We start from the raw sequence: 25,331 nt of genomic DNA, 5'->3' as shown, positions 1-25,331 counted from the left end.
ATCTCCTTCTTATTCTTACTCCCCCATTTCAAATTGTACAAATATTTCTTGTTGCAAATCCTCGTCCCATAATTGCTCTATTGAACTAACAATTCTATCTTCTACAGGGTCGTATATGTGGAACATATCTTGACTATTAGAAGAAGGTATAACACCCTGCACAATCTTTTGAGCGTTATGATTTGCGATGTCTTGTATAATTACAACATCATCTTTCCAAATATAGTTCAGTAGATTGTAAGGAACTATACATTCAGAATTATGCCCATCTATCTCTACGATACATCTTGCGGTTTCGATATTAATAGACTTTACTAATCCTGTAAAAGACTTTGTGAAATTTACATTCTTAAGTCTTTCTCCTGCAAGAATCTTAATAGTTTCTATCAGACTATTTTGGAGGTCTCTTTTCATCATGCTTTTGACTCTCCAATCTTAGATTGTACAAACTTTTTGTTGTTATCATTATATAAATCTTGTACAACTACGATATCTCCAACCTTAATTACACTTTGCAGATGCTCCATTAGCTTGCATTCTGTTTCGCTTCCATAAATCTCTACCATGCATGCGAAGCCATTTATTTGCCTTACTACACCTATATGTGACGATGTATAGCTTGTATTCTTTACAGCCTCATCAACCATAATTTGAATTGCCTCAATCAAACTTTCTTGAAGATTCTTCTCCAATCAAATCACCACCTAATCGATTAGCTCAACCCAAACTAATCCTTGCTGAGTCGTTGGTGGAGCAGTTTTACTTACGATTGTTCTATCAAATAAGAACCAAGAGGTTGCATCTGTAGGAGCAGTTCCTGCTGTCGTAGCTTTCTTGCAGTAGTATAGAAATCCACCATAATCTACTGCATCTCCTAATGCGTACGCAACTGTAGCAGAGTAAGACCCCTTGTAATAGGCGTTGAGTCCAGTATCACCCTTATCTCCTTTAGTAGAGATTTTCTGCCAGTTAGCTGTAGTTGTTGGCACAATACCCTTTGCATCTTTTGTACATAGATACAAATCGCCATTATAAGTTATCATATTTTGGAATTTGTATTGAGTAGATGCGCTGTATACGCCTTTATAAGTGAAGTCTTTTACATATGTCGCCCACTCTGTTTGCTTTGTGTCAATATATCCATCTACTTTTGTTAAGAAGAAGTTTTCCACATTGATTAACGCAGATGCAAACTTATTCCAAGTTTCGGGCGTAATAATGTAATCTCCTAATGCTGTTGATAAGTTGTTTAACTCTGCCTGTTCCGTTGCGTTTAGCGTAGGCTTTACCTTCAATTCTTGGTATCGCTTCGCAGACGCTACTAGACTAGGTGGCAAATCATAGAGTTCTACAAACGTATCAACTTTACTAGGGAATGAACTTAAATTCCGCAAAATAACCATCCTTTCTTTCAATAATTTTGCTTAATGCCATAATAGAGGAAACGAGTAACTCTCCTACTATTGTAGCATTAAGTTTTATTATTGTCAACAATTTATTTTAATAATTTTGTTTTAAGGTCTCATAAATTCAACATTGAAACCAACAGCAGAAACGCCTTTTACAGCCTTGCTATTATCAAACACATTTTCTGCATTTAATGACGTACTTCCGTTTTCATCAGAGCCACCTATTGAACCAGTATCTGTCTCATCAGCGCCCATATTAAGAACCATCTTTGTTTTCACATGGTTAAACGCATTCGCCGAGAATCCTGCTACAAACGCATCATAGCTAGTGAATACTGTATTGGCTACAATTGCATCTTGAAGTAGATTATTAGCGTTTGGAGCTTGTTTAATTGTCCACATAAAGTCTTTCATGCTCTTCCCTGCTTTGAAACTGTGGTTCAAATACTTCAATATCAAATACCCTGCAGAGTAATCATCACTTTCAGATTTGAATATTGCATTCTTCATCAACTCTGTTGCACGACTTATAATGCTCTTTATCTTTTCATCATTTGCTACTCCATTTACGGTAATTGAAATTTTAAAACGTTCATCTGCCCCATGGATTAATTCAGCGATACCTTCCTTGAACCATTCAGGAAGTGCAACGATTTTGTTCAATCCTAGAGAGTTATTCATGATAGCATGAACCATTTCGTGACCAAGGACACGGTCACTATACTCAGATTTTCCATTACCACTATCACCATTCTCACCTTTAACATTGTCAAAGTCAGCTAAGTCAATTGTTAGTGTTTGAGTGCTTTCTCCCATAAATCCTGTAACATATGCTGTAGTTCCATGTAAGCCTTGGTATTCGAACTTTACGATTAACTTAGAGCCATTTCCTTCTAGTCCAAGATATTCTTTTACTCTGCTCTCAGCCAACGATAGCCATCCTTTATTCATAATGCCATCGATAATAATATCTGCACTCTTTTGGAAATCACCAAGAGAACTACCAATATCATCAAATTGATTGTAATACACCTTATGACAGCTTAATCCCATTGTATCGCTAACGCCTAGTCCAATGCCGATAGAATCAACTACATATCTTTCTAGTTCTTTTGTGGCATGGTTTACAACTTCTATAATATTGTTTGCATCTAAGTAGTAGATTGGCAATGTATCAATATCAAGCTTCTCTTGGAATGTACTAGCCTTAAACAATTCATATCTAGCTTTTGCGTCACATTGTACATTATTCTTGAGAGAACCATCTTTGATTACAAGGGTTCTTTTCCCTATTGTTTTTTCATGGAAAGGAGAGTCTTCTGAGATTATTGTTGCTTCTGACTTAGGCGTTACCCCTGTTTTTTCATCAACTTCACCCATTGCAAGAACTCGATTCTTTACATTCTTATAAGTAAATGACTCTTTGAACGCTGTGATTAAGTCTGTTCCTTTGTCAAATACCCATGCAATAGGCTCTCCATCTTCTCGCTGAACCTTCATCTTTCTAAATACAAACGTTCCATCAACATCGTAATAGCATTCCCAGTCCATGTATAAATCTCTGAGCTTTGTTAAGACATCCAAGATATTTGTACCTACATCGAATTCCATTTTATATGGTATTTTCAAGTCAGTGAATTCTACTTGCAGATTAAACTCTCCCAGTGACTGCATAAGCGAGATGACTGCTGTATTTAAAGGAGTATCTGCCTCAAACACCATCTTGTTCTCTAATTGCTCTTGCTCCCAACGCATCATATTATCCTGTAATTCTATATCGATGGTACGAGAGTTACTAGTGATATCAATGGCAGGCTCTGTTATATAGAATGTTCCCAAACAGAAATGAGTCACAGTAGCCTCTGCTGACGCTAAGTTCTCTATTCCTGCATACACACGAATCTTATTCGTCATCCACAGTAAACTGTCTTTCCTTGGCAAGAATTCATCAAGAAGGATAAAGGACAGGCTTCCTGCCCTTTTAATCAAACTCCCTCCCGAAACACTTACCTCTCCACCAGTGGACAATCCTTGAATTGTCTCAATCGTGTTATTATCCTTGTCCAAGACCTCTACTGTAATATAGAGTTTACGAATGTCTTGCAGATGTAAATATGCATAGTTTGCAAGCTTAGATACATCTCTGACACCCATTACTATTTCGCCCTTGATATAATTATTGCTCACTCACTATCCCTCCAAAATCATCATAAACCATCTTAGACGCATGCTCAGCAGGGATAAGGTCATTCTTAATCATTCTACCAAAGTCGAGTTCCCCAATTTCTGTATAGTCGAATGATATTGTAGCTAGATTTCGTAATCCATCTTCCTGCTTATGCGCTACGATAACGTTTTGCGTAACAATTAGCATGATTATACCATTATCCATACGCAATACTTTTGCCCTACCGTTGTTTAATAAATCTACCCATTCCTGTCTATGAATCTGTTCTGCTATCTTATCGATACCATCTCCGTTAAGAGCAATTGTCTCTCTTGATAATGGAAGAGTAGTCAATGTACCGCTTCGGTATTTACTCTGACCAAAGACAACAATTGGGAACTGGCTGTTGATTGGCTGATTCAATGCAGATTCAGTGTTGTGCGTCATATCTCCTAGATTAATATCATATTCTAGTCTTCTATTTTCCTTCTTGTCAGTGACAAAGATTCCTTCATAGGATACTAGAATTGTATCTGATATCAACTTATCTCCTAATACCTCATTAGCTACTGGGACAACAGCATATTGATATAGTGAACCATTTTGAACATATCTATCAACATAGTCGTATACATTGAAGTCTTCGTTATATTCAAACTGTCCAATTACTTCCCATTTGTTTGTTCCATATACTGTGCGATATAGCTGAATGTGCGTAACATGGAATCCTTCTGCGCCAATACTTCCTGCGTCTAAGTCACCAGTAAACTTCGAATTCATAATCGTTGTAAATGTCCAAAACGTTGGTTTAGCTGTGTTATCAGGAATCGTTGTATCTAAGTTTATATATACCTCATCATATACACCTTCACGCATCTCCAACTCATCTAACATGTCGGTGCAGATTGGCGTATCCCACACACATCCTTCTTGATATCCAAAAAAGTTGTATCCAACAATCACATTATCACCCCTTTACAAAATTTGTACAGATACATCTATGCGATGCTCAATTACTCTTAGATACACCATGTAACTTGCGTCATTTGGTAATGTTAGAATATTAGAGCGATGTCTAGATGTAATATTATTCAATTCTTTAACTACAACAATTCTATCCGCATACTTCCAAAGTTGAATAGCAATCCCCTGATTCTCAATAGGACTGATTTCCATGAACTTCTTGTCGTTAGGGATATTCTTGCACCATACTTTCATTACAAAGTCAGATGCACGATTCATTTCTAATCCATGAAACATTAATGGTTTATCTTTAGGGATGATAATCCATTCATTATCAATGTAATCATAATTGTCAGAGTCATAATCATCGTCATCATTGTGAGTTCCATCGTACTTCACTATCTTGGCAGGCTTTGAGCGAATTTGATTACCAACAATTTGTTTCAAGTTTGCTTTAATTCGAACAAACCCTTCGTCCTCATCATTCTCTGTTAAGATAACACCATTGACAGCAGGAACAAGATACATAGGTATAAAGCGCTCACGGTGCGTATATACCATTCCATTCACAGTTTCGATAGAACATTCGATGAAGTATCCCTTGCTCTTCTCTAGGTCTTTAATAAGCTCTGATAGCTCTTCTCCAACTCCATGCTCTCTTACTGGGTAATGCTTGATTAGGTCTTCACTTTCGTCATATAAACTGAATCTATATGTCTTTACCTTTTCGCTATCCTTCTGTGAATACACGGCAACAAATGTTACGTCACGATTATACACATAACCTTGACCATCGATACTCACGATGTCTAGTACAGGAGTAGCAAATGTTCTGAACTTTATCTCATTTGAGTATGCAGAGTATGAACCATCTGCAAACTTAACTCGTAATTGCGCCTTATATTCCTTACCATTAGTTAATACATTAGGAGCAATTGGATGGGTTTTTTCAAACGAACTCCATTCAAAGCTATATGCAACTGCATTAGTCTTTACATCAGTTACAAGCAAGTGATTCTTTAATGCTTGTCTGTGACCTGTATAAGTGAAGTAGAAATTCGTTCCCTTCGTAGCATCCCAAGGTTGCACTGCTTGCAACATAGGTTTAACTTCTACCACAAAAACACCTCTTATTCGTTTCAATAATTTTGTTTAAGGGATAGCTATAAAAGCCATCCCTTAAATCTTATTCTAACCTATTTACAATCATTTGTAAATGATTACTTCTCCTTAGACTTTTGTAGAGCAATTTGAGGTAGGCTCATGATTGCATCCTTAATGCCATCAGCAGTCTTAATGTTAGGGAATTCAACTTTTTCAAGGCTGATACTAACAGACTTACTTTCTACACCTTTCGCCTGTGTAGGAGTCCCAAAGTTTGGAATTTTAGCAAGTAAAGCAGTTGCGAATACATCGCCTAGCTCCTTGCTAATTGATTTAAACGCAGTTACGATTTCATTACTTAAGCCTTCTTGTATCTTACCTACTGAAATGTTAGGAGGAATTACCCCACTGCCATTTAAGATGTCGTTACTTTCGTTGACATACTTACTGTAAGTTTCAATCAAGTCTTTCAAGTATTCTTCTGAAATCTTAGGGAAGTCACCAACAACAGAACTATAAGCATCACTTAAGTCGCCAATGGCGTTCTTGAAGTCTTCAATGTTTTTATAGTTCCCACTCTCTGCATCCTTAAGGATACTTTCGAGTTTAGACAGGTAATCTTCTCGCCCCTGCTCTTCTAGCTTTTGCAATTCTAATTGCTTTTGAGAAAGCTCATCTTTTACTTGAGATATTTGGTCTTCATCGGCTGTATATTTCCAGTCCCAAGTACCATCAGCATTCTGCTTCAACGTTTGAACTGTTTTCTCTTTATTAAGATTCTCCAGTTTTTGTTGAAGCTCTAGGACATCTAGCTGTTTATTTAGATAGTCCATTTCGAATTTACTTAGCTTCTCTTGCTTTTCTAGAAGTTGTAGCTTGCCTTTGTACGTTTCAGTCCCAAGGTCTTTCATACGTTTGTAAGCATCTTCAAGCGCAATTTCTCGCTCTAATCCATCCATCCACAATTCTTGATAATCTTTGAACTGCTTAAGTGTTTTACCATTAAACATGTTCTTTTGGATATTATCCATCGTTTTAGAGAATGAGTTAGACATGATATTTTTATTCATATCAAGTAGCTCTTTATTACTATCTTGTAGAGCCTTATTGTACTTATCAACCTCTTCATTGATGAGAGACCATTCGAAGCTTCCCTCTTCGTACATAGCTTGCTGTGCTTTAAGAGCCTCTAATGTCTTGCTGAGATTGTCATTTCTGTGTTTCTCAACGTCAAACATGTCTCCTAATAGTACGCCTCTTGCATCAAAGTTATCTCCACCAATGGCATCGAGAATCTCCATTGCATAGCCTAAATCATTTGAAAGCTTTTCGTAATCTTTCATCGCCTTTTCTAAGAGACTAAACTCAAATTCAAATCGCTGTTTTACAGAGTCTTTGATTTTGTTTTGCGACTCAATGATGCCTTTTTCATAATCATTAATTTGCTTCTTAATCTTCTCTTCTTGGTCGTCTGTAAGAGTAGAATCCTTTAATTGTTCTTTAAGGTTAGCGATTGCTAATTTAGCACTATTAATAGAAGCCTTAAAGTATTCTTCTTGAACTTTCAAATTATCAATGATATATCGATTCGTTAAGGCATCTTTATCTTGTTGACTGATAGCCTTCTTCATATCTCTTTGGAATTTAGCAGTTAGGTCATCCTGCTTTTTCAACACTGCGTCATAGCTGTCGTCAAGTTTCTTAACGAAGTCATACTTTTCATCCGTTAAGCCAATGCCAGATAGGTCGCCAAACTTAGATTGAATTGAGCTAACAGATGACTTGTTGCCACTTGAATACTCTGATTGCATTTTCAGCATTTGATTGTACATTGATGCTGTAATATCGAGCTGTGCGTTCGCTATACCAGTTACTCTGTCAACGTTCTTCTTGCCAAAGAACTCCATTGCTTGGTCAACTTCTGCTTCAAGGTCAATTCTTTCTTTTGCCAGTCTCTCATACTGATTGTCACGACTTAAATCCAACTTCGTAGACGTAGATGATTCAAGGTCTGATAGGCTAGTGCCACTCAATAAACCTTCTTTTAGATTGTCGATATTATTCTTCATTCTAGAAGTATTATCATCAATTGCATCGTTGAAAACACCTAAATCTTCTGCTACACGAGTAAATTGAAGCTCATTAATCGCCTCTTGATACTTTATGATGGCATCTGCTTGTTGGAGGATTTCTGAACCCATACTCTTAAGAGTACTTTCAAGCCTTTCCCCATTCTCCTTGTATTGGATACTAGCAGTTGATAGTTTATTGAATTCATTGATTAATTGAGACATATTCAGCTTAGATTTATTCATAGCCTTCTCTGTTTCAACTAATTCTTGTTCTCTATCATGACTTCCTATTAAATCAAGTCTCTTGCCATTTAATGAGTCTGAATTACTAACAGATTGTAGCAGTGCGTCAACTCTCTTAAGCGAGTCTTCGAATCTCTCCATCTCTTGAGTGATTTTAGCTTTCTCTACCTTATCTCCAATCTCGTCAATTTGGTCTCCCATAGAGCGCATTGTCTCTTGAATACTATCCATCTCATTATATAGAGACTTCCACTTATCAAGTAGCTTTTGAGCCTCTTCTGCGTCCTTCCCTCTTAGATTTGCTGAGTGTTCAAGATTATTAATCTTATTAGAGTTAGTATCAACGCTAAATCCAAATCCTGATAACTTATTTAAAGTCTCATTCATCTCATTATCTTTAGCACCATATAATGAGCTGTAGTTGTTTATCTGTTTCTTCAACAGCGCCTGCTGTTGTCCATACAGTTTAATCAACTGTTGTTGGTTGTCATTAGCTTTGTTCATAGCAGTCGTCAGTGCTTTCATTTGGCTATCTGTATCATCAATGCCATACGTTTCTCTGCTCCAGTATCTCCAAACATCACTGTTGACAGTTGCATTAGGGTTTGAATTTGATGATTCGTCATTAGATACTACTGCTCCATCTACTGCTACAGGCGACTTAATTAAGCTTCCTCCAATAGAAGATACATTAGAAGATGTTACTGCAGAAACAGACTTCGCCTCTTGTGGTTTTACAGGGATTGTTACCTCTTTTGTAGAGCTGAAACCTCCTGTAATCCACTTCCATAAATCACTAGCCGCTTTTTGTAGTCTGACAGTCCAAGTAATGTTTTTGTCATCTATTTTCTTATTTGCCTCTTCTCTAACGCCTTTCAACTCTGTTTTCAAACCTTGGTTGGTCGTGATAATTTTCCCAGTTGCTTGGTCAATCTCAGCCTTCATGCCAACCTCTTGAGAAGCTCCATCAATAGCAGTCTTTGTAGAAGCCTGCGTTGCCTGCATCTTTTCTTTCTCTTTGTTAATAACCTCAGATGCCTTTTGTCGCACTTGCTCATTCCCATTTACTTGGTCAACATGGAACTGTCTAAGAGCAGGGAATTGTTGCTGTAATGCTTGCCATTCACCTGCTTGGATTTGTGTAGAGCCTGCTAATTGCTTTTGTGCGCCGTCAGCTAGACCAATAGAATCTTGAAGTTTATTATAGTTCTCAATCATAGTGCCAAGTGCTAACTTGATAGATTCATGGTTCATACCTTTCAAACTACCACCATTGTTAATGAATGTAATTAACTTGTTCGTGTAACCTTCAATATTACTAGTAGCTTGACCGATAAGACCCTTTTGCTCATTGATAACACCCTGAGACTCTCGAATCTTACCATTGAATTCATCAACCTTACCTTGCGCTTGTTGAAGAAGATTGAATTCATCCATACTCAAGAAGCCACCTTGACTTGCTTTCTTGGCATTTAGGTCATCTACGACCTTTTGATACTCTTTCACCTTCTCAGTGTAATCCTTAATCCAACCTTGCTCTTCTGCTATTCTATCTCGTGCAGAATCAATTGATTCCATATCTTTCTTGAATCCTTCTTCTCCAAGCTTTGTCAGGTCAACTTGTTGAACTTCTAATAACTTCTCTTTTAACTGTGCAAGCTTACCTTCAATCTCAGCCGTGTCATTCATCTCGATTTTGATATCAATTCCCATATCCTCAGTCATTTTATTGAAATTTGATTGGAACTGTGTGAATTGCTCGCTATCTAGATACCCTTTATCACCTTTGCCTTTATTGTATTGGTCTTGCAAACCATTATATTTACCCATCTTTTCAGTTGCGCCACCATTAAGGATTGAATTATTAGCCTGTAATTTTTTACCATTATCTTCAATTGCTCTACTCAACTCTTTAGTAGATGTTACAGCACTCTTAATCATTTGACCCATTTTATCGAATACTGGCACTCCCATTAAGTCCAGTACAAGCAATGCATCTCCAACAATTGGAATAAACCCTGCTAAGCTCATCATAAGCTTACCTGTCTGCTTAAGTTTGCTATTTGCACGTTCTGCGCCTTGTTCAGCTTCATTAATTCGTTGAGCATTACTAGCTCTTCTTCTTGCGTCATCATCATCATCATTATTTTGACGATTTCGACTTCTGTTACGAGCGTTATTCGAACCTCTACGGCTAGTAGTGGTGGTAGTTCTTGTCGCTCCTGCAGTAGCATTTCCTCGTCTTCCATTACTCATGGAGTTTTTAAGGTCTCCCATCATTGCGATAGTTTCTCGACCTCTTGAAAGTACACTTCCAAAACCTGTTACCATTCCATCGAAGAATCGTTTATACAAGCTTGCCCCTGCATGAATCGCTACACCTGCAAAGATATATTTAAGAGCCTCTGTTAGCTTGCCGTTGCTCGCCAACTCTGTTAAAGCCTCTAATCCCTCAGTGATTGCGCCAATAGCCTTAGACACACCACCAGTGCTACCACCAAGCGTTGCCATTAACTTATCCCAAGCATTTTGTAATTCTGCTAATTTAAACTTAACAGAGTCGCCCTGCTTAGCAAACTCGATGAATGCAGAACCATCTTCTCCTAGGGTTTTTTGAAGGTCAGATTCTCCTGCAACCTTACCAACAACTTCCCATTTATCGATGATACCACCAAGGATTTCGGCATGCTCTTTACCTGCTAAGTAGAACTTTGCAGTATTCTTTTCAGCATCTGACAAGGTATTCCATTTCGTTGCAAGCTGACCAATAACATCTTGCATACTATTCATCTGACCGTTAGCGCCTTCAATATGGATGCCAATACCTTCGAACCAGTCAAACTTCTTATTTGTATCCTTAGTCAATCGACTAAAGATGTTACCAATATTCATACCGATTGTCTTGATACCAGTACCAATACGCTCTCCACCCTTACGTGTCGCTTCTTGTGCGGCGGTAATCATACCAGTTAAGTGACCAAAGTCTGCGCCCACGTCTTTCGCAGTTGTCGCAGAACGAACGTAAGCTTTACCTAAGTCATCCATCTCAATTGCGTTTTGGTTGGCAGTTTCGTTCATTGTATTAATAACGTCAACTGATTTTAATCCTTCTTTTTCAAATGCATTTAATGGAACAGACATGTACTTAACCATGTCATCAACATTAAGACTACCTACGAACGCACCGATTGTAGATACCTTAGCTAAATCTTGAGATTCTTTAAATGATTTACCTGCAGTTACCCATTTTTCAACAGCAAGTACATACTGGTCTGCTGTAACCCCTAAGGCAGAAGCTGTGTCATATGCGCTTTCTCCGAATTGTCTAAACTCTTCTTGAGTCGCATCTGCAACCTTCATAACTCCGACCATAGCTTCGTCAAGTCGTTTTACAGGTTCAAGGATAGCCATTGCTCCTTGTTGAGCATTTGCAAAGAATGAGTATGGGTCAATGATTTCAGCGCCATTTCCATATTCTTTATCCTTGTCACGAGCCTGTTGTCTAGCACGATTTAAGCGTAATTGTTCTTGTTGCGCTCTTTCGATTGCATCAATCTCACGTCTACGCTCTGCTGTAAGAGCATTAGAAGTTTCTAATTCTTGACGCATTACTGCAAGTTTTTCTCTCTCGCTATTTAACTCTTGTTCAATAACGCCTCTCTCACGAGTTCCTGCATATGATAGGTCACGTTGAAGCTGACCAATGTTACGAACAACAGCCTCATATTCTTTCATCTTCTGAGTAATCTTATCATTCTCAGCTTGAATTCTAGAAGCGTCTGCTACACGTTCACGTTCACGTTGATGAATTTGTTCTTGCAATCTCAACTGTCGTTGCATTTCATCCGTGATGTTTCCTTCAAATGTATGGAATAATTCAGTCTCACGTTGAAGATGTCTAGTAGCCTCAAGTTCATTTTCTAAGATTTGCAGTCTCGCTCTATCATTACTAGATACAGAGCCACCGTTATCCATTCTTTCTCGAATTTGCAAGATTTGCAGTTCTAGAGAGTGAACCTTTTTAAGATTCTCCTGCATATCACGAAGAGCGTTAGCTTCTTTCTGTGCGAGTTCTGCGTCCTTCTGCTTCGCTTCTGCTCTCTTAACCTCTAATTCAGATATGTTCTTAAGATTGTTTAATTCTGCCTTTTGAGCAGAACTCATCTTCTCTTCAAGATTATGAGTCTCTCTAAGTTTATTCTGAATTCTATCATAATACTGCAATTGCTCTTGCAGAGACTGTTTCTCTTGTGCCTTAGCACCAACCATCTTAAGAGCGATAGCATTTTTCTGTCTCTCTAATTGAACAACACGAGAGATTGCATCTGCAATTTCTTTCTCTGCTTGAGCGCTCTGTCTAGACAATTGAAGAACTTGCATCTCAGCCTGTTGAACACGTTGAAGATTTACAATTCGTGCGTCTTCACTAGCATTTACATTGTGCTTCGCTTGATATTCTTGCTTTACATTATTTAGAATTTCTTGTTGAATCTGCTTTTCTCTTTCGAGTACAGCATTCGAAGCTTGGTCAGCAGTCATTTGTTGCTTAGAAATCTGATGAATTCTCTTCATCAGGTCTTCTATTTCCTTTAAATCCTGCTGACGATTTTCAACTCTCTCAAAGTCAACCCTTCCATCAGGTCTTTCAGTCTTGGAAACCTTATTTCCATTAGCATCTTCACCACTTGTCTTGATTGTAGTAGCGTGACTGCCATCTTTCAACTGCTTGTAGACTTGTTGGATTTTATTGACCTTGGCAATTGTTTTATCCAATTCATCGTTATTGGATTTAGTTGCATTAGCCTGTCCCTTCATTGCATTCTCAGCGCTTTTAGCACCTGCAATAAGTTCCTTCATGGTTTTATCCATGTCTGCAACATTGAAGTCAATTTTAACTTCACGAACTTTCTTCAAATCAGAATCAAGTTCTTTTAAGCTAGTCTTAACTTTTTGGATTGACTTAATGGCGCTGTCAGCATCGATTTTTAAATGAAATGTTTCTTCCTTCAAAGCTTCACGAATTCTCTTCTTCATGCTTGCAAGCTTTTTCTCATCTACGCTCACATTGACCTTAGCGTCAAAGCCATTCTTGACGCTTTGCCATTTCTTAGCCAAGTCAGCCTTCATTTCTTCTACAGTTGGGAATTTAACCTGTACCTCAATCCCAATTTTATTATTACTCGCCACTTAAGTTAACACCACCTTGTTTCAATAATTTTGCTTAATCTTGGCTCTTATTCTTCTCTTTCATAGCCTTTAGCTTAGCACGAATCTCAGCTTTAGATTTAGGCTTAACATAATGCTTTTGAGTTGTCGATACATCGGAGTGGTTAAGGAATTCCTGAGCCAGTGTTAAATCCCCTGTATCCTCTACGATTAGATTTCCTTTTGTTTTACGCAGACAGTGAGGATGTAAATCTTGTAAGCCTAGAATGTGTCCAATCTTTCTTACACGCATATAAATAGAAGTCTGAGACATCTTCTTATATTCTCCGCCATGCTTTACGATAAACAGTGCATCAACCTCGCAGTTATCCATATTCTTACGCATCTCTAGCCATTCTTGAATCAATAACTTCGACTCTTCTTCGAAAGCAACCTCAACCATTTTCCCACGTTTCTCTCGAATATCTACGAACATCATCTCTTCTAAGTCCAATGATGATAAAGTTAATTTGGATATTGCTCCATTTCGGTTAGCTGAATCAACCATAATATGCCAAATCAATAAGTCTTGAATGTCATACTTTCTACCCTTTTCTTTCTTATAGTCCTCATGCAAGAAATTGGTAACAGTGTCAACTTGGTCTCTCGTTAAGAAGTAATGACTAATAAGCTTCTCATCGTTTGCGCCCTTCATTCTGTCTAACTTGCGGTCAAATGGGTGAACGTCAATGATTCCACGTTTTACCGCCCAAATGTAATACGTTGAAACTGCAGAAAGCTTTGTATTAATTACTTTCTTATTGTTCCCTAGCGTATCCTGACAAAATCCAATAAATCCTTCCATAATATCAACAGCATTCTCCATAAACTCATCATCATGAATGAAAATGTTCTCCCATTCTTCCTCAAGATATACAAGGAATTGATTGAAGTAGTTTTGATAGACTTTGTATGTTGTCTCTTTTACATCTTTGTTTTTAATAATGTTCGAGCGAAGATACTTATCATACGCCTTTAAACTCTTTTGGTTTATCTTTGCAATCTTATCTTTTGTAAAATATCGCTTATAAACCCTCTTTTGTTCTGCCACTAAATTCACCTCTTATGAATGTATTATCATAAGAAGCCTCCATTCCACGTTATGAAACCATTATAACGTTCCAACCTTCTCTGCGTAACGCCTCAGCTAGTTCCCTTGCCAAGCTACCATCGCTCAATTCAAAGTAAGAATCAGCCATGTAATGAGTTGGCTTCCAATCCCATAGACTGCCATTTGTACCATCCTCAATCCACTTTGGAATATAGTCAGATGTATCTTGAGTATAGTCAATGTTAGCATGCTGATTCCAATGACCTTCATCAGTCTCATTAGGCTGTATCTTGTCAGCATCCATGTAGACTTCGAATGTAGCATACTTAGTACCCATCTTTAACTCACCAATGGTTATACTATTCATCAGCTCCATTGTTCTATCGTAGGCAAACTCACTGCCTTCTTGTTTAAATGGATTATGATACACATTCTTGTCCACATATTTTTGAACGATTTCTAAAACGATTTTCATCAATTTATGTTCAATGCCTTCTCTGATGGAATCCTTTAGATGATGCTGTAGTTCAGATACAGAACTAAATAGTCTGCTCATTCTCTACCACTTTTAATTGAGCGCCAGTCATTTCAGTTACTTTCTCTTTAATCTCTTCTCGCAATCCATCATTCTCTTTCTCTTTTTCGATTGCTTTTTCTAGCTCGTCACTTACCTCAGTCACTTTATCTACTAGCTCAGCCATTTTACCATCACGCTTAGCATTCTCTACGATGATTGAAGGAATTGTATTTAATAACTCCATTTGAGCAAGTGTGCTATCAGTGTTCATTAATTCTGTTTTAACTCGTTGTGCATACAACTTATTTGCTTCTGCTACGATTTGGGCAACATATTGTTGTGCAATTAACAAGTGAATAGAAGGATTGTCAATAATTTTTCCTAATTCTTCATCCGAGATATCGCCAAAATCGATATTTGTAAGCATTGGGAATAAAGTCTTGATTACATCTGTTCCTTCAAATACTACCTTTCCACCATCCATGCCTAATCCATTATCACGTTGTAAATCAATGATATCTGCAATATCATCTACCGTTGGTTCATACACTTCAATATTTCCTTGAGGAGTGCGAATCAATTCTCTAATTTGGCGTTCTGCTACGCCTAAGCTTGTAATTTCAATACCCAAAATTTCCATCTCCTTATAGTTAGTTTCAATACTTTTGCTTAAGTATATTTACATCGTATCAAAAAAGGAGATAGAAGTCAAGCTTCTACCTCCAGTTTCAATACTTTTTTTTAATAAAATCACTCTTTTATTACTTTTAATCTTGAATGTCCTCATCTTCACTCTTGACGAATTTTCCGTCTTTCATCTTCGCACGAAGCCCAACCTTTTCATTAATCTGTTCCATACGGTCAACTAAGAACTGTGGAACTGGTACTCCTAGGTTTGCAAGGTTTTCTAAGATTGAACTTCCTTCAACATAGATATAGAACCAAACAGATGCTGTTCTCAAAATAGGATTCTCTTTGAAGAATACCATATCGAATAGGTTACATAATAATATTACGATTAAGTAACCTATTTTTGTTCCAATTCCTTTTCTTAATCTATGACTAGAAAACTGCTTCTTTACAAAGAAACCAATTATAACGCCAGTTACAAGGTCGATAAGAATGCAATACATTAATACTTGTAATGCTGTATCCCACCCTCCTAACAACCATGTAACCCCTGTCATAAGCGCTGTAAAGTAAATAGCGAACTCATTAGTGTATTTTGATACACCATCAACATGCTGAGCAAACAATTGTGTTTTCAATACATGTGACATCCCTTCATTATGAATTTATCATAATGATTACACTTCCATTCCCATCCCATTTCACATGCGAAAACCTAGTTATCGCTTTCTTTCTGTGCGTTCATGTGTTTTTCTTGCTCTAACATTGCTTTAAGCATAATATTTTCCATAGTTAACTTATAAATCGTTTCTTGGCATTGAGCAATGACAATCTCTGCATTAACTTGTGTTTGAACTTGATTATTTTCCAAAGACATACTAACCTCCTTTCAAAGTCGCTATATTCCATTATAGCGACTTTATATCTTTATTTCAATACTTTTGTTTAATAATTACCAAGTTACAGCAACAATTTCTGCATGAGTTTTAGCATCTATAATCTTTTTCTTTAACTCACTATACTTATATAGCTGAGCCTTTTTATGCATAAACGCTTCTCTATATACGTTATTCAACCATTCATCTCGTGAATGCACAATGTAATCAGCATCTTCAGTTAGCCAAGGAACTGTATCCGTTTCTTTATCAAAGAAGATTAACTCATGAGCTTGTCCTATGAAGTTAATTTGGTCATCGCCTTTCATTCTATACGTGTGTCCATTCGTAGATTTAAATCCTGTTACAATAACCTCGTCACACTTCTCTGATAGAATAGCACTCTTTAACTTCTTATGATAGTTTAAAATATATTCATCTGTAATACGTGAGAGAACTGCCCCTTCCTTTCTTGCCAGTGTTGTGATGAGTTGGTTCTTTTCTTCCATGGTCATTCTATCGTAACCAATGTCTACTAATTGTTTTTCAATTTGATAATCGAATAACACTATTAATCTTCTCCTTATCTATTGTTTAATTTTTCTTTCAAGTATCTAACTTGTTCAGATAGTTCTTGAATTGCCTTCCATGCGAGTGAAGACATCGCATAGTTATCAACGCCACGTCCGTCTTTACTTTGAATCTCTTTAGGTGCGTATTCAGCTATGACACCGACATGTGTATGAGGATTATCGCTCTCTTCAACATCAGATTTGTACTTGTATGTTACTATATTAGTCCCCATAACTACGTCTAATGCCGATTTTTCATAACTTTCAATATCTGTCTTCCAAATTAATGAAGAAGCTGTATTAAACGCTGAGGCATAGACAGGAACGAAGCCACTATCCCATTGGTTCTTAAATTCAAAGTAATTGCCTCCGCCCCAATATTTAAGAATACTTCGACCATTAAATTGAATAATAGGGCTATCTCCGCCTTGAATGTACGTAGCAATTCCCAAAGTACCATTATGGAGGAACTTATGTCCACCTACGTGCGAGTGATATTCATTTCCCGATTGTGTACCTTTGCCCATTGGAATAAGTATTCTAATACGGTTATCAGCATCTTTAATTGACCAAGTTGCCTCGGAAGACATGGTGCTAGGAGCGTTAATATTCCCATATCTATCAAATCTAATAGAGCTTGCCTCAGGGAAATTTAATGCAACACCACCGCTGTCCACTCCTTGGATATGCGCTCGTCCTTTTAGAATGATGTCATTTTGGTTTGATTCTAAGACAATCTTACCAACACCCCATATGCTAAATAAGTTCTGACTAGGGTCTGTATTAGGCGCAGTGTAAGTAATACTACCATATCCACTTTTCCCTATTTGACCAATAGACAGATTATCTTCTGAAAGTGACAACATAGAAGTTGAACTTTTTACCCTTACTAATCCTTCGTCAATCCATGTTTCAACAGTGCTGACTTTAGATTTAGATACGATAGAGCCACCACTCATATAAGAGAATGCATTAGTGCCATCTGAGCGAATGTATATACCAATCAATTGCCCAGTCTTAATCTTAGAAGCATCGATTTCTTGTGATTTAAGATTAGTGATGAATCCACTATGGGCGAATAAGCTATTTACATCGAGTTGCTGAGCTTTAATAGAACCATCTACAATCAGTTCACCAGTATAACGCTTACGAACCTCTAGGTCTCTAATGTAGTAGTAACCACTTCCTGCAGTTCCATCCTTTTCAAAGAATAGTTGGACACGAGAAATTGTCTTAGTATCATCGGGTGCAGTTGTAATCTGAAGATTCTTAATTACACGAGTGTCGGCTGTTGTAGGAAGAGCAGATATTACCCCTGCATTTGCCCATGTACCATCTGTGTAGTGATATCTCATAATTAAATTAAGACTTGTCAAACCTGCATCACGATACCCATTAAACGCAATGTAATACTCATCATTAACCTTGAATTCAACATAAGTATTATCCATCATTGTAAGTGAAGCATAAGCACCATTACCAATCTTGAAATATCTCTTATTGTTCAATAGAACTGTAGAATATCCATTAGGGTTCTTCTCTTCGTTAATCTGAGATAGGTTCGTAAAATCACCAATAGCAATCTGTTGAGCGAATATTGTATTCGTTGCAATCATCCCACCATTGATTAGCGTTGTCCCTGACTTCCAAGAATCTAATAGACTCTTAGCGCCATTCCAATTTGTAGCAGACGAAATCTGTGCATCAAGAATAAGTCCACTCAACTTGTTTGTGTTAAATTTTCCATCCGCATTGATATTAGAAGCTCTATCCCATATAGCCTTATTATTATTGATGGCGTTATTCGCTGTATTTGCTGTTCCTTGAGCGCCATCAGCCAATGACTTGGAAGTCTCATTAATCTTTTTGACCAATTGAGCTTTTTTATCATAGTAATCATCAAACTGCCCACGGAATGTAGCACCAGTAACTGCAGACGTTGTAGTCATATTTGTAAGTATACCGCCAGTACCATTAAGCACAGTATTTAAAGTATTATAAGCGTTAACGTAGTTTGTCTTCTCCGTTGTAATACCATATGTTGTAGCCAGTGCTTCATACTGAGGTTTCTCAGAAAGCATTACAGCCCACTCTTTCTTCAACTGAACCTTTTCTACTGGAGTAATCTTACTATCACTAGACATATCTGCAATAGCATTCTGAGCTGATTGAGCCTTAGAATCTGCGTTAGTTCCTATTGACCTAGACAACTCATTAATCTTTTTAATTAATTGCGCCAACTTATCATAGTAATCATCAAAGGTATTTCTAAAAGTCGCTCCATTGATATCGCTAGTTACAGTTGTATTAGCAATAATAGGAGTAACCGCTGTATTCAAAGCATTGTAAGCATTGACATAGTTCGTTTTCTCAGTAGTGATTCCATAGGTAGTAGCCAGTGCTTCATACTGTGGTTTCTCTGCTACTATTGTCGCCCATTCCTTTTTCAATTGAGTCTTTTCTACTGGAGTGGCTTTATTGTCATTTGACATATCAGCGATAGCATTTTTACTATTTTGAGAGACAGTGTCTAGGCTATCTATAATGACATCGTTAGGGTTAGGAGTCCAATCACCTAGTGTGCTACCATGCTGTATCATAGGCTTAGCAAAGTATCCTGTACCATTCTTTCTAACGTAGACAAATAGATTTATATATTTAATATTCTTATCGCCCGATATAGTGATAGTTTTACTAAATCTCTCCCATGAATTACTCTTAGATGGAGTAGCTGTAACTGCATAGGTCTGAGCAGTGATTCTCGCCTTATTCTTGTCGTAACACTTGATTTCGACAGTCATCCCTGCATCTAACTTTGTTAAATCTGGAGTATAACTGTAGACACTGAATGTTATCGGTCTATCAAGTGGGGCAGGATAAAGGTCAGTCTCTAATCCTCTCCACACATCTGTCGTATTGCCTGATTGAACAGATTTAATGATAGGAATTCCATCTAAATCTATAGTTGTGTCTAATGACACTCCAGTTGCAGGAGTACCCCAAAACTTCATTCCTTGCAAGAATCCACTATTAAGAATTATATTAGGAGATGCTCCACCAATAAGCTTTTCCATATCGCTAGTTGCAGGCATCCAGTCCATTGGTTTATTCCCTTTGTATAGAGCAACCCAATCTACAGTAGATAGTGTTGTGTTTTGTGGTGCATTATATAGACTTATCGTTCTAGCGTGACCCTCTTTCGGTGCATATGCTTTAAAAGTTACATACGTAACGCCTTTTGCATAAGTGTTTGTAGCCCACCACGAACCATCAGAGCCACCATTCATCCATACACCAAACTTTTGACCCGCAGGAACTGTACCCTTGACTACGAAGGTATACTCCTCCCCTGCAATTAAATCTTCTGACAATGTATACATATTGACAAGGTAGTTTGTAGTTGAAAAATCCCTATGAGAGTCCAGTATTAAGTTATTAATACCAAGTCTCAGTGTATCAATTTGACTCTTAGCATCAGTTCCTGCATTAACCTTACCTTGCATATTAGAGTCTAGGCTACTAAATGTGACTTGTCCTGTGATATCGACATGCTGTCCACCAATTTTAATTCCTTCTGTACTTGCGTTAATAGAGGCTTTTATATTTCCTTTTTTAACTACATTAATTGCAACCTCGTCAGATGTTTGTTTAATCTGAGTCCCTTGTGCAACTACAACATCATTTAAATTACTTAAGTCACCTTTAACGTTAGTAACATTCTGAGAAATACCATCTGTTGTGATTTTAATCTCAGCCTTGGCATTTGTGACAGCAGTACTTATTTTCCCATCAGCCTCTGTTTTTGTGTAAACATTCTTTGCTTCTGCTCTTAAGTTAATATCGCCTTTCATCTGCGTAATCGATGTCTCATGATTTGAAATAGTAGTCCCTTGTGTAGTTACTGTTTGTGTTAAGTTAGTAACATTCTGAGAAATCTTATCTGTCTCAATCTTGATTTCACCTTTAGCCTGCGTTATTGCAGTTGAGACTTTGCCATCAGCCTCAGCCTTTTTATAAACATCATTGGCATTGGCTTTTAAGCCAATTTCAGTTGCTTGTTGTACAATTGTACTTTCAGCGTTGGCTAATCTTGTCTCAGCACCTAAAGAGTCCTCAGGAGCAAGCATATAACCAGTAGCTTTTGTGCCAATTTGCATTTGAGGTTCTCGATAGAATACTTCACCATTTCTGAATAGCGCTATTCTTAGAGCTACCTTCGTAATACTAGCGTTGTTCGCTTTTACTGTATAAGTGAGTCTAACCCATTTTCCATCTGATAATGTAGAGATACCCATATTAGACAAAGCAACATCTGTGTATTGAACTCTAGTCCCTGCATCATCATAAAACTCTACAATGAAAGGATTCTTGACATCATAAGCGCTAAAGCTAGTTACCTTAAAGTCAACTGAAAATGATACAGAATCTCCATTTTTAACATTACCCTTATTGGAGATTAAGTTAATGATGCTATTTGTAGAAGCGCCAGTTCTGCTAACTTTTACAATTTTACTATTAGGCTTATCCGCCTCCGCAGGAAGGATTGTGAATGAAGTATTATTCCAACTCTCAAACCCTCTTGCAAATCCTGAGTTTAGAATTAGATTTCGAACTTCAAAATTTAAATCGTCAATACTTTTGTTTATATCTTCTTGCGTTACTTTAGTAGAGATTTGACCTGCTTGAACATTAAGTTGTGATTCTGCTGTTTGCAATCTACCGTTTGTCTTATCTAATTCAGTTTGCTTGGCTCTTAAGTTAATGGCTTCTGTATTAAGCTTAATTTGAGTCTCAGCATTACCCACTCGACCATTTAATCCATCAAAATCTGATTTAGTAGCCTTCAAGCTAATCTCGCTAGTTAATTGATTAATACTAGTTTGTTGCTCACCAACGATATTATTTAAAGCATCATAGTCTTTCTTTTCTACCTTTTGACTGATTTGATTTGAGTGTTGAATAATTGTGCTTTCAGCAGTCTCTAATCGACCTGTATACTTGTTAAAGTCTTCGGTTTTAACAAGCATAGTAATCTCATCCTTCATGAGATTAATAGAAGCTTCATTAGCAGTCACTTTATTTCCTAGACTAGTAACAACAGAGCCTTCTGCTTTTAATAGAATAGCTTCTGCATTTTGCTTGATTTGAGTTTCAGCTTCTACGAGTCTAGTATCATTCTTGTCACCTATACCAATTACACTAGTTAACTTATCAACTTGTTCAGATAGTTTGAGTCCAAGAGAAACTTGTTCTACTGCTCCACTATGTTCATAATGAAGAATTTCAACTGTGTTCCATCCTGCTCTAAACGTCATAGCAACAGTTAATCCAGTTGTTCTCGTTGTGCTTTCATACATTTTTGCACCATTCATATATATAACAGCGCCATCATCATTTGTTACAGTTAATCTAACTGTCTTGGCAACCTTCATATATACATTTGTAAAATAGTGACCGATGTAATAGTCACCTGTAAATGGCTTAATTACAGAGTTATCATCATAGTCTATAACTTCACTTGGTTGCTTTCCCTTGATATGACTGAAAGAAGGAATAGCCCCTGCAGAACCTACGTTGATATCATATTTTCTAGCAAGCCATCGATTTACCCCAACAGCACTATCAAATTCTGTCTTTCCAATCTTAGAACCCAATTCACCTTTTACATTGGTAATCTCTTGTTCTGTTGTAGTTACCCTTCCCTCAACGCCTTCAAACGCACTTAAATCAGTTTTGTCGTTAAGTTTCGCAGTGACCAGTTTGTACTCTTCGTTATACTTTTCGATATTAACTTTATCTAAAAGTTCGCCTTCTATCTTTTGATAGTTTGCATCATAGTCTTCTTTATTTACAAGCTTCTTAATTTGCTCATCAACGTATAGTGCTTCTGCCTTATTTAAAAGGTCATCTTGGACTTTTCCTAGCGTTTCCTGTACGTTGCCAGTAATAGTCACTAATTCGTTTTGCTGTCCTTCTAGACCATCAAAACGACTATTAAGGTCGTGTTCTAGTGCGCCACCGTTGGCTATCAGCTCATTAATTGCTGAAACGATATCTGTTTTCGAAGTTGTCAACAACTTCTCTAAGTCGCCAACTGATTTAACAGACGCATATTTCCACGTACCATTTTCTAAATACCGAATGTAACGTGCCACCAACATACTCCTCTCTTTATTTATATTGTTTATTATAGCAAAAAGAGGTATTTGTTTCAATACTTTTGCTTAATAAAACTTAACTTTTATTAGTTGAATATACAAAAATAAGGGGGCAAACTAACCTACAAATCTATAGTAAACTTGTAAACTAATTTGCCCCCTTATTTTAATACAAGAAGGTCTCTTTCGAGACCCTCTTAATCAGTGATTACTCACCGATGATTTTGTACTCAGCCATTGCTTTCTCTTTGTTAGGGAACAGGTCGAAAGTAATCTGTAAGTTAGTTGGTTCTTTTGTACTCATTGTGATAGTGAATTTTGATTGTGGACGAGCATTTGGGTACTCGATTTGCACAAATTCATCTTTCCCAGTTTCTTTCTCACGGATAAGTGCATCTGCAACTACACGGAAAGCTTTAGGGAATTTATCAGAAGAGATTACCATAGTTTTAGCTTGAGAGTCTAATACTAGGTAGTATACTGCATAAGCAGTTCCTTCTACTGCATCAGTAGCGAAAGTGATTTCACCTGCAGTAACTTTGAATTGACCACCAGTTGGAGCTTCACTTCCAGTTGCCTCTGTTAATGGCTCACCAATGTGTTCAATTTCATCTAATCCAACAGGAACAACTTGTACAGAACCTGCTGTTGGAACGCCTGCTAAAGTAACTTTCTTAGAAGCACCAACTTTAACAACTTCACGTTTAGCGATTTTTGATTCGCCAGTTTTAAACTCGCTTCCTGCAACTAAAGCAATCCACTTAAGGTCGAAGACTTCCATCTCAACAGCTAATGTACCCTGTTTATCGTAGTCCCATGCAATTGCACGAGTACCTTTTGAAGTAGCGTAAGTACGCTCTGCTTGCCATTCGTTTGTAGAAACGTTTGCGTAATCTGAGAATAATACTGGCGCACCAGTAGCTTTGTCAAATAATGTGATATTTGCACAGTCCTTAATTCCATATAATGCCATCGTGACATACACCTCTTATTGTTTATTTTTCAATACTTTTGTTTAAGTATTGAATTATATATAAAGGCTATTAGCCTCTATTTTCCGATTTTCATAGACTCAGTCCAGTGCTTGATAGCATCTTTCATATCAAACTTCTCACTGAGTTTGTAGCCCATGCTGATATTGAATGAATCCTTACCAATAACACTTGAATATGCGTTGTATAGTTGGTAATAAGTCATCTTATCAATTTGTTCTAATGGTATAAATGTTGTTCCACCAAATGCTGTATAGTTAACAATATCTTGGAGATAGAGAGCTGATTTCTCGGCAGTTCTTTTTCTACCTTTTTGCAACTTCTTCCAAATCTCTTTTTGCCTTTGCGTCATATTCTTTGGTGCTTTTTCCACTTTGATATCTTCACGATTTACAATCGACTGAATGATTTGTTTGATTCTATCAAACTCATCGTTGTCAATTATATAGGCGTTATTAACTATGATTTTCTTTCGATTTTCTAGAACGTTGATATCGTCAACCTTTAGAAAGTATCTCAATGAATCACTTAGCACATCAGTTGATTTTCTCCAACCAAATACTGCATCTAGAACTGTCTTACCTTCCTCTAATTCCAAGAAGAACAAGTCGAATATATGAAATCTCTCTGCTAACTCTTCTTCACCTTCCATACCATTGAACACTGTTTCAGTGGTAATAGTGAAAGGTAGGATTAGATTGTTAAATTCATCTTCGCCCATATCAACTATTTCATTTACTCGTGGCTGATGGGCAAAGATACCATTTTCCTTACTTACTTCAATTTGTCTACCCATTAATAGCTTTAGTCTATCTATCACATTCTCACCCTCTCTCAAACTTACTTGAAGTCTGTAACAGTGAAGGAGACTGCATAGCCACCAAATTTATTATTGTGTATCCAAAGTTCATTCAAGTAACGAAGCTTTAATTCACCCATTCCAATGCCCTTCGTTCCATCAAATAGCTTGCTAATCTCAGCAAGCATCAAATCTTGACGGACTCCATGGTCAGTTCTCATAATGTCTACATGAGTGAAGAAATAGAAGTAAATCTCTCCTGCTTGATAATCATCAAAGACTTGGAAGCCTTCTTGATATCGTCTAAATCCATTTACTCCCAATGTAAGAAATGTACCTTGTTCATCAATAGTATTAGGCACAAATCTGTATGGAAATACCCTCGTATGCATTAAAGAGAAGGTATCTTCCATTTCGATGTCAGGCTTATCCAAAGCATCTTCTGAATCATACTTCAAAAGTTTTGCTAATGTTTGAGAACTTAAACATCGATTTAAGATTTCCATCTTATATTCTCCAAGTTTTTCCATTGCGGATTTTCCACGTTTAATTTGCTTTGTCAACCATCTCACCC

General features: G+C 37.2%; 17 protein-coding genes. All 17 read right to left on the bottom strand.

All coding sequences use genetic code 11. The features are described from left to right. Positions 1-15: 15 nt before the first annotated feature. Positions 16-414, bottom strand: a complete 399-nt coding sequence (locus ACTFRS_RS25665) for a hypothetical protein (protein ID WP_440025601.1) — start codon at positions 412-414, stop codon at positions 16-18. Continuing rightward, positions 414-692 (bottom strand): hypothetical protein, encoded by a 279-nt coding sequence (locus ACTFRS_RS25660; RefSeq protein ID WP_319611516.1) that lies wholly within the window; start codon positions 690-692, stop codon positions 414-416. The genes ACTFRS_RS25665 and ACTFRS_RS25660 overlap by 1 nt, the downstream gene beginning before the upstream one ends. Before the next feature lie 12 nt (positions 693-704). Next, on the bottom strand, positions 705-1,403 hold the full coding sequence (locus tag ACTFRS_RS25655; RefSeq protein ID WP_440048720.1) for a hypothetical protein: 699 nt from the start codon (positions 1,401-1,403) through the stop codon (positions 705-707). A 111-nt stretch (positions 1,404-1,514) separates the two neighbouring features. Next, a complete protein-coding gene (locus ACTFRS_RS25650; RefSeq protein ID WP_440025605.1) occupies positions 1,515-3,323 on the bottom strand; it encodes a DUF5048 domain-containing protein in 1,809 nt (602 codons plus the stop codon). 262 nt (positions 3,324-3,585) lie between these two features. Continuing rightward, positions 3,586-4,539: a hypothetical protein gene (locus ACTFRS_RS25645; RefSeq protein ID WP_048559080.1), complete on the bottom strand. Its 954-nt coding sequence runs from the start codon at positions 4,537-4,539 to the stop codon at positions 3,586-3,588. A 12-nt stretch (positions 4,540-4,551) separates the two neighbouring features. Then, on the bottom strand, positions 4,552-5,658 hold the full coding sequence (locus ACTFRS_RS25640) for a hypothetical protein (protein WP_319611514.1): 1,107 nt from the start codon (positions 5,656-5,658) through the stop codon (positions 4,552-4,554). 101 nt (positions 5,659-5,759) lie between these two features. After that, positions 5,760-13,145 (bottom strand): phage tail tape measure protein, encoded by a 7,386-nt coding sequence (locus ACTFRS_RS25635; protein WP_440025607.1) that lies wholly within the window; start codon positions 13,143-13,145, stop codon positions 5,760-5,762. A 34-nt stretch (positions 13,146-13,179) separates the two neighbouring features. Further along, positions 13,180-14,214 carry a site-specific integrase gene (locus ACTFRS_RS25630; protein ID WP_250670599.1) on the bottom strand — a complete coding sequence of 345 codons (1,035 nt, stop codon included), beginning with the start codon at positions 14,212-14,214 and terminating at the stop codon, positions 13,180-13,182. 49 nt (positions 14,215-14,263) lie between these two features. Further along, a complete protein-coding gene (locus ACTFRS_RS25625) occupies positions 14,264-14,551 on the bottom strand; it encodes a hypothetical protein (protein WP_440025609.1) in 288 nt (95 codons plus the stop codon). A 202-nt stretch (positions 14,552-14,753) separates the two neighbouring features. After that, positions 14,754-15,362: a hypothetical protein gene (locus ACTFRS_RS25620; RefSeq protein WP_440025610.1), complete on the bottom strand. Its 609-nt coding sequence runs from the start codon at positions 15,360-15,362 to the stop codon at positions 14,754-14,756. Between the two features lie 136 nt (positions 15,363-15,498). Then, positions 15,499-15,999, bottom strand: a complete 501-nt coding sequence (locus ACTFRS_RS25615; RefSeq protein WP_440025612.1) for a phage holin family protein — start codon at positions 15,997-15,999, stop codon at positions 15,499-15,501. Between the two features lie 77 nt (positions 16,000-16,076). Then, positions 16,077-16,238 (bottom strand): hypothetical protein, encoded by a 162-nt coding sequence (locus ACTFRS_RS25610; protein WP_440025613.1) that lies wholly within the window; start codon positions 16,236-16,238, stop codon positions 16,077-16,079. 75 nt (positions 16,239-16,313) lie between these two features. Continuing rightward, positions 16,314-16,805, bottom strand: coding sequence for a DUF4376 domain-containing protein (locus ACTFRS_RS25605; RefSeq protein WP_048559123.1), 492 nt, complete (start codon positions 16,803-16,805; stop codon positions 16,314-16,316). Positions 16,806-16,819: 14 nt separating this feature from the next. After that, on the bottom strand, positions 16,820-22,963 hold the full coding sequence (locus tag ACTFRS_RS25600) for a tail fiber domain-containing protein (RefSeq protein WP_440025615.1): 6,144 nt from the start codon (positions 22,961-22,963) through the stop codon (positions 16,820-16,822). A gap of 211 nt (positions 22,964-23,174) precedes the next feature. Continuing rightward, on the bottom strand, positions 23,175-23,939 hold the full coding sequence (locus ACTFRS_RS25595; protein WP_250670589.1) for a hypothetical protein: 765 nt from the start codon (positions 23,937-23,939) through the stop codon (positions 23,175-23,177). 77 nt (positions 23,940-24,016) lie between these two features. Then, positions 24,017-24,778, bottom strand: coding sequence for an AMP-binding protein (locus ACTFRS_RS25590; RefSeq protein ID WP_319611505.1), 762 nt, complete (start codon positions 24,776-24,778; stop codon positions 24,017-24,019). 20 nt (positions 24,779-24,798) lie between these two features. After that, complete coding sequence (locus tag ACTFRS_RS25585; protein ID WP_250670585.1) at positions 24,799-25,320, bottom strand: hypothetical protein; 522 nt, start codon at positions 25,318-25,320, stop codon at positions 24,799-24,801. Positions 25,321-25,331: the final 11 nt, after the last annotated feature.

It is taken from the genome of Bacillus cereus group sp. MYBK139-1 (assembly GCF_051916915.1).
Classification (GTDB): Bacteria; Bacillota; Bacilli; order Bacillales; family Bacillaceae_G; genus Bacillus_A; species Bacillus_A pacificus.
Note: the sequence above shows the minus strand (reverse complement) of the source record. Positions and strands in the feature narration are given on the sequence as shown.